The organism is Microbacterium umsixpiens (assembly GCF_053543675.1).
The window spans coordinates 1-6,000 of record NZ_JBLVOH010000257.1; the positions used below are offsets into that span (position 1 = coordinate 1).

A 6,000-nucleotide genomic window follows, 5' to 3' on the forward strand; every position below is an offset into this window, starting at 1 on the left:
GTGCCACCGAGGATCACGATCTTCTGCGGCTTCAGACGCGCCAACTCCTGAGCCACCACCGGCGGCAACGCCCCCGGCTCCGTCAGCAGCACCGGACCACCGAAGTGCCCCGCCGCCGCCGCACCCGCCAACGCATCCGGGAAGTCCCGCCCGTTCGCGAGATACACCACCGGTACGCCGGCCGTCGGGAACGACGCCACCGACACCGCCACCGCCGTCTCATACCGACCCGGCCCCGACTGACGGGAAACCGCGGCGACGGCGGCCTTCGGCGTGACCGCGGCGGATGCGGCGGATGCCGCGGAGGAGCCGACCGCGTTCGTCGCCTTCACCGTGAACGTGTACGCCGTCCCGTTCGCGAGGCCTGTGACCGTGGCCGTCGTGGCACCCGTGGTCGTGGCTGTCTTGCCGCCGGGCTGCGCTGTCACCGTGTAACCGGTGATCGCGGACCCGCCGTTCGACGCCGATGCCGTCCACGACACCGTCGCCTGAGCGTTGCCGGCCACCGCCGACACCGCGGTCGGGGCAACCGGAGCGGTCGGGGCGGTCGTCGGCGTCACGGCCGCAGAGGCGGCAGACGCGACCGACGTGCCGATCGCATTCTTCGCCGTGACCGTGAACGTGTAGGCCGTTCCGTTCGTGAGCCCGGTGACCGTCCCGGTCGTGGCACTCGTCGTCGTCACCTTGGCACCGCCCGGCGACGCCGTCACGGTGTAACCCGTGATCGCAGACCCGCCGTTCGAGGTCGGTGCCTTCCACGACACCACAGCCTGCCCGTCGCCGGGAACGACCGACACCGCGGTCGGAGCGGTCGGCACCGTCAGGGGCTTGAGCGTGGTGAACGAGACACGCGGCGATTCCACACCGCTGCCGACCGCGTTCACCGCGGTCACAGACGCCGCATAGGTCGTCTGCGCGGTGAGCCCGGTGAGCGAGAAGGACTCACCGGTGACGGCGATCTCTCGGACGAGCGCTCCCCCGGTGTAGATCCGCACCGAGTACCCGGTGATCGGAGATCCTCCCGAGGCGGGCGCGGTCCAGTCGAGCTGTGCGGCCGCGTCCTGCAGCTTCGACACGACCGGCACCGTCGGCGCTTTCGGCACCGCGGGCTTGGCCATGACCGTCAGCGTCGCGATGTCGGTGGTCTTCGTCGCTCCATCCGAGGTGAAGACGGCGCGGAACGCTGTGCCGGAGTCGGCCAGCGTTCCGGTCAGCGCGAGCGTCGAGTCGGTCGCGCCCGCGATCGTCGTGAATGCCGAGGCACCCGACTTGCGCTTCTCCCACCGGATCGTCGGGGCTGTCGCGCCCGATGCGGCCGCGCGGAAAGTCGCCGTCTCGCCGTCGGTCACGGTGACGTCGGCGGGCTGTCGCTGAATCGTGAACTCGTCGCTGATGGACTGCTCCGGCGTGCGCGGCTCCTCCCCCGAGGCGAGCGCACGCAGCTGCAGCGGGACGCTCACGGTCCCTCCGGCGGAGACCTCGACGGCATCCGCCTCGCTCAACGTCTTCTTGCCGTCGAACCACGTCGTGCCCGTCGTCGGCGAGTAGACGTACAACCCGTACGATCCCGCCTCCACCGGTGGCAGCGTGTAGGTCCCGTCCGCATCGGTGGTGGTCTCGACGTCGAGGATCGTTCCCCCGGGCGTGGCACCGAACATCTGCGTCAGGGGTGCGAAGAACGCCCCGATCCCCGTGTCCGGCATCGACGCGATGCCGACCGTGGCCCCGGCGAGCGGGTTGCCGTCGGCGTCGAGCACCGACCCGATGATGACGCCGCCGAGACGCATGGAGGCGTCGACGGCCGTGACCGGCTTGCCCGCGACGCTGATCTTCGTCGCGGTTGCCGAGGTCGTGGCATCCTTCCACCACTCCTCGACGTACAGTCCGTTCCAGTTCACGAAGCGCACGGTGTAGGTGCCGTCGGCCAGGGCGGGAGTGCGATAGGTGCCATCGCCGGAGGTGGTCGCCGAGGCGACGATCTCCCCCGCGGCGTTCCAGACATCGACCTGGATGCCGGGCAGCGGATTCGTCGTGTTCTCGCCGGTCGCCCGGCCGCTCACGCGCTGCCCCTTGGCGAGCGCGAACGTGATGTCCGTGAGATCGGTGCCGGCGACGGTGACGCGTCGAGTCGCCGCCGAGTAGGTGGTAGAGCCCTCCCCCGCGACGACGTCCCAGGCGCCGGGGGCCCCGACCACGACGCGGTAGCTTCCATCGGATTGGGTCGTGCCGTAGGCGGACGAGTAGGTGACGAGCGAGTGCGCCCGGACGGATGCCCCGGACACCGGCTCACCCGTCGCCGCGTCGGTCAGGCGTCCGCTGATCGTCCAGCCCCGCTGGGTCGTGATGTCGAGCACCGTCTGCTTCCCGGCGACGACGGTGAGAGGCGTCGTCGTCTCACGCAGCGCGTCGCCGTTCGGGGAGTATCCCGAGGTGCGCACCCGATACACGCCCGGTTCCACGGAGAACCCGAACTTCGTGCCGGTCACATACGAGGAGTCGACGTAGTTCCACCACTCGCCGTCCTGGCGCTCGATCGTCACGTCGACGCGCGCGATCTCCGATCCGTCGGTGGTCCTCAGCGTTCCGGTGACGTTCAGGTCCTTGCGCAGATCGATGTCGACGCCGCCGAAGACCTGACCGGGGGCGACGGTGATCGGCGTGAACCCATCGGGCGAGCCGGCGCCGTTCCAGTAGACATCGTCGACCGAAGCGATCCACGTGCCCGTCAGGCCGGAGACCTCCCATGCAACGGCGGAGTCGTCGGTGGTCGGCACCGCGATCGAGCGCTGCGCGGAGCCGTCCTGCCTGATCAGCGTGACCCAGTACGTCTCACCTGCGACGCTCGGTGTGAGGCTTCCGCTGATCGTGCCGCCGAGGACGGCGGTGACATCGGCGCGGAACGTCGCATCGAGACCGAGCTCGATCACGACGGCGGCCGGATCGTCGGCACTGGCCCCGAACCAGACGTCGGCGACGCCGCTGGAGCCCGAGGTGACCTTGACGACGTAGTTCTCGCGGTTGAGACCCTTGACCGCGTATCGGCCCTGCGCATCCGTGGTCGCGGTGGCGACGGGCTGGTAGGTGTCATGCGCGGCGTAGACCGAGACCGTGGCGCCGTTCACCGCGACGCCGTTCGCGAAGGACACGGTACCGGTGATCGAGCCGCCCTTCACGGCGACGAAGTCGATGCCGCCGTAGACCGCGCCGTCCGTCGTCGCGCGCACGGTATTGGCCTCGGCGGCGCTCCTCTTGCCGTCGTACCACTGCTGCGGCGCCCCTGCGGAGCCGGCGTGGCTCAGACCGACGGTGTAGTCGCCGGCCGGCAGGTTGTAGGACGAGTACGAGCCGTCGGCGCCGGTCACGGTGGACGCGACGTCGTCGCTGCCCGCCCGGGTGAACGAGATCGAGTCGCCCTGTCGAGCAGTCCCGTCCGGATTGGTGGATCGCCCGGTGATGCGCACCCCGGCCGTCACCGTGGCGTTGTGGCCGGTGAGCGAGGCGGACGCGCTCGTGACGGTGATGGTCCCGGCATCCGCCCAATTGCTGACCCCGGGCCAGTACGTGACCGGTCCGGAGCCGTAGAAGCTCAGATCGTAGGTACCTGGCACGACGTTGATGAGGGTGTATGTGCCGTTCGCCGCGGTGGAGGCGGACCGGGAGAGGCTCCCCGGCACCCACGGGCGCGGGTTCAGCATGACACCGGCACCCTCGACCGGGTTCCCCTTCAGGTCGCGGACCGTGCCCGAGATCGTCCGGGAGTTCACGGTCACACCGATCCCGATGTTCGACACCGCGCCGTTCACGATGATCAGCTTCGCGGTCTCGTACGAGGTGCCTCCGTGGTAGCCCTGGATGCCCGGCCCGTAGGCGCTCACCGAGGCGCGATACGTACCCTTGGGCACGGTCATCGACCAGGGCGTCGAGCCCGTCTGGATCGACAGCGGCTGCTCGAACTGCGCACCGTCCGACGACAACTGGAGCCGAGCTTCGGTGGGCGACAGCGGACCGGTGACCGTCACGGTTCCGGACACCTGCTGTCCGGCGACGAGCGCGACATCGCCCAGCGTCGAGACGGCCGCGACGGGCTCCAGGACCCACTGACCCTCCGACCAGTTGCCCGGAAGGATCTTGCGGTCGGTGCCGATCGTCCCAGGGACGTAGCCCGCGCCCGGGGTCACCAGGAGGTAGAAGGGACGCGCCGTCTCCACGTTCATCGTGAACGTCCCGTTCGCACCGGTGGTGATCTGAGCCAGCAGGCCGGGACCATCGCCGTAGATGGCCTCTGCCCGAAGGTTCACGCCCATAGCCGCCGCGCCTGCGGGGGTCACGAAGCGTCCGGAGACGGTGACCCTCACCACCTCGCCGTAGCTCGATTCCGGCGGGCCCGCCTCGGTCGCTGCCGCATCGACGATGCGCGACTGCGCTGCCGGGGCATCCGGGGTCGGCGGCTCGGCGTCGGAGGCATCATCGGTGGAGGCATCGTCGGACGATGCGTCGCGCGATGAGACGTCACCGAGCTCGGTGCTGATCTGCGCTCCGTGGGCCGCGGAGACCACGGCGGGGTCGTCGCTGACCAGATCCGGTGCCGCTGCGGTGACGATCGTCGGGGTCGCGGGTGCGATCTCGCCGGCGACGGCGGGCACTGCGGAGGAGGCGATCAGCGCGAGTGCGGTGAGCAGGACCCCGCCGGTGCGGAGCATGCGGGACCGGAGCCCCCGGTGCGATTCGGACAGCGCAGCGCGACGGCGCGAACGGACAGGACTCACGGACAATCTCCCCTAGATCGAGCGAAGCCGGCTCAGTCCATTCGATCGAACAACCGGTATTCTGCGCTGATCGTAGCAGAGGGCGAACCCTACGTCGGATGGTTAGTTTTCGACGGGGAAACGCCGAGAAGCACCTCAGGACGCGGCGGCGCGGGCCAGCACGGCGCCGGCCTCGCGCAGCCAGCGCGCGGGGTCGGCGAGAGCGGCCTCGGAGGAGCCGGCGAGATCGGTGAGAGAAACGGATGCCGCGAACAGCGCGGTGTCCGCATCCGCGGTGATGCGTCCGGCGGCGAGCAGCGCGCGGGTGCCCGCCGCAGCGGCGACGCCGGCGAGGAACGAGGGCACCTTGCCGTCGCCGGACTGTCCGTCGTAGGAGCCTTCGCCCGTGATGACGAAGTCGGCGTCGGCGATCGCGTCGGCGAGGCCGATGAGCTCGGCCACCTCGGCGGCGCCGGGTGCGAGCGCACCGCCCCACACGACGAGCGCGGCACCGGTGCCTCCCGCCGCGCCGTACCCCTCCCCCGCCGGGTCGATGCCCAGCAGGTCGGCGAGGCGGCGCAGACCGTCATCGACGAGGGCGATGTCTTCTGCAGAGCGCAGCCCCTTCTGCGGCCCGAAGACCGCGGCGGCACCCCGCGGGCCGGTGAGTGGGTTGGTGACGTCGGTCAGCACGCGTACCTCGGGTGCCGCCCGCACCCCCGTCACGTCGACCGTGGCGATCTGGGCGAGCCCGCGGGCACCGCGGGCCACGGGCGCGCCGGAATCGTCGAGGAACCGCGCACCCAGCGCGGTGAGCATCCCGGTGCCGCCGTCGGTCGAGGCGCTCGATCCGATGCCGACCACGAGACACGAGACACCGTGGTCGAGGGCGTCGGCCATGGCCTGGCCGAGGCCCGTCGTGTCAGCATCCCAGGGCTGCAGCTCGTCGAGGAGCTCGATTCCGGAGGTCGAACCGAGGTCGACCACCGCGGTTCCCGCGGGCGCATCCTCGCTCGGCGGCAGCAGCAGCCACGAGGTGTCGATGCGGGTTCCGGCAGGCCCGTCGACGACCACGGGCATCCGAACCGCACCGGGGACCGCGGCCTCGAACGCGGCGACCGTGCCCTCGCCGCCGTCTGCCATCGGTCGATGCACGAACTCCGCAGCCGGATCGACCGCGGTCCATCCGTCGGCGAGCGCCGCCGCGGCGTCGGCCGCCGTGAGCGTGCCCTTGAAGCTGTCGGGCGCCAGCACC

Annotated in this window: 2 protein-coding genes; both read right to left on the reverse strand. The window is 70.7% G+C overall.

Annotated elements, in window-relative coordinates; translation table 11 throughout:
• A partial coding sequence (locus ACNPM4_RS20905) for a carboxypeptidase regulatory-like domain-containing protein (protein WP_448987045.1) occupies positions 1-4,700 on the reverse strand: 4,700 nt, incomplete at its 3' end.
• A gap of 201 nt (positions 4,701-4,901) precedes the next feature.
• On the reverse strand, positions 4,902-5,999 hold the full coding sequence (locus tag ACNPM4_RS20910) for a glycerate kinase (protein WP_448987046.1): 1,098 nt from the start codon (positions 5,997-5,999) through the stop codon (positions 4,902-4,904).
• Position 6,000: the final 1 nt, after the last annotated feature.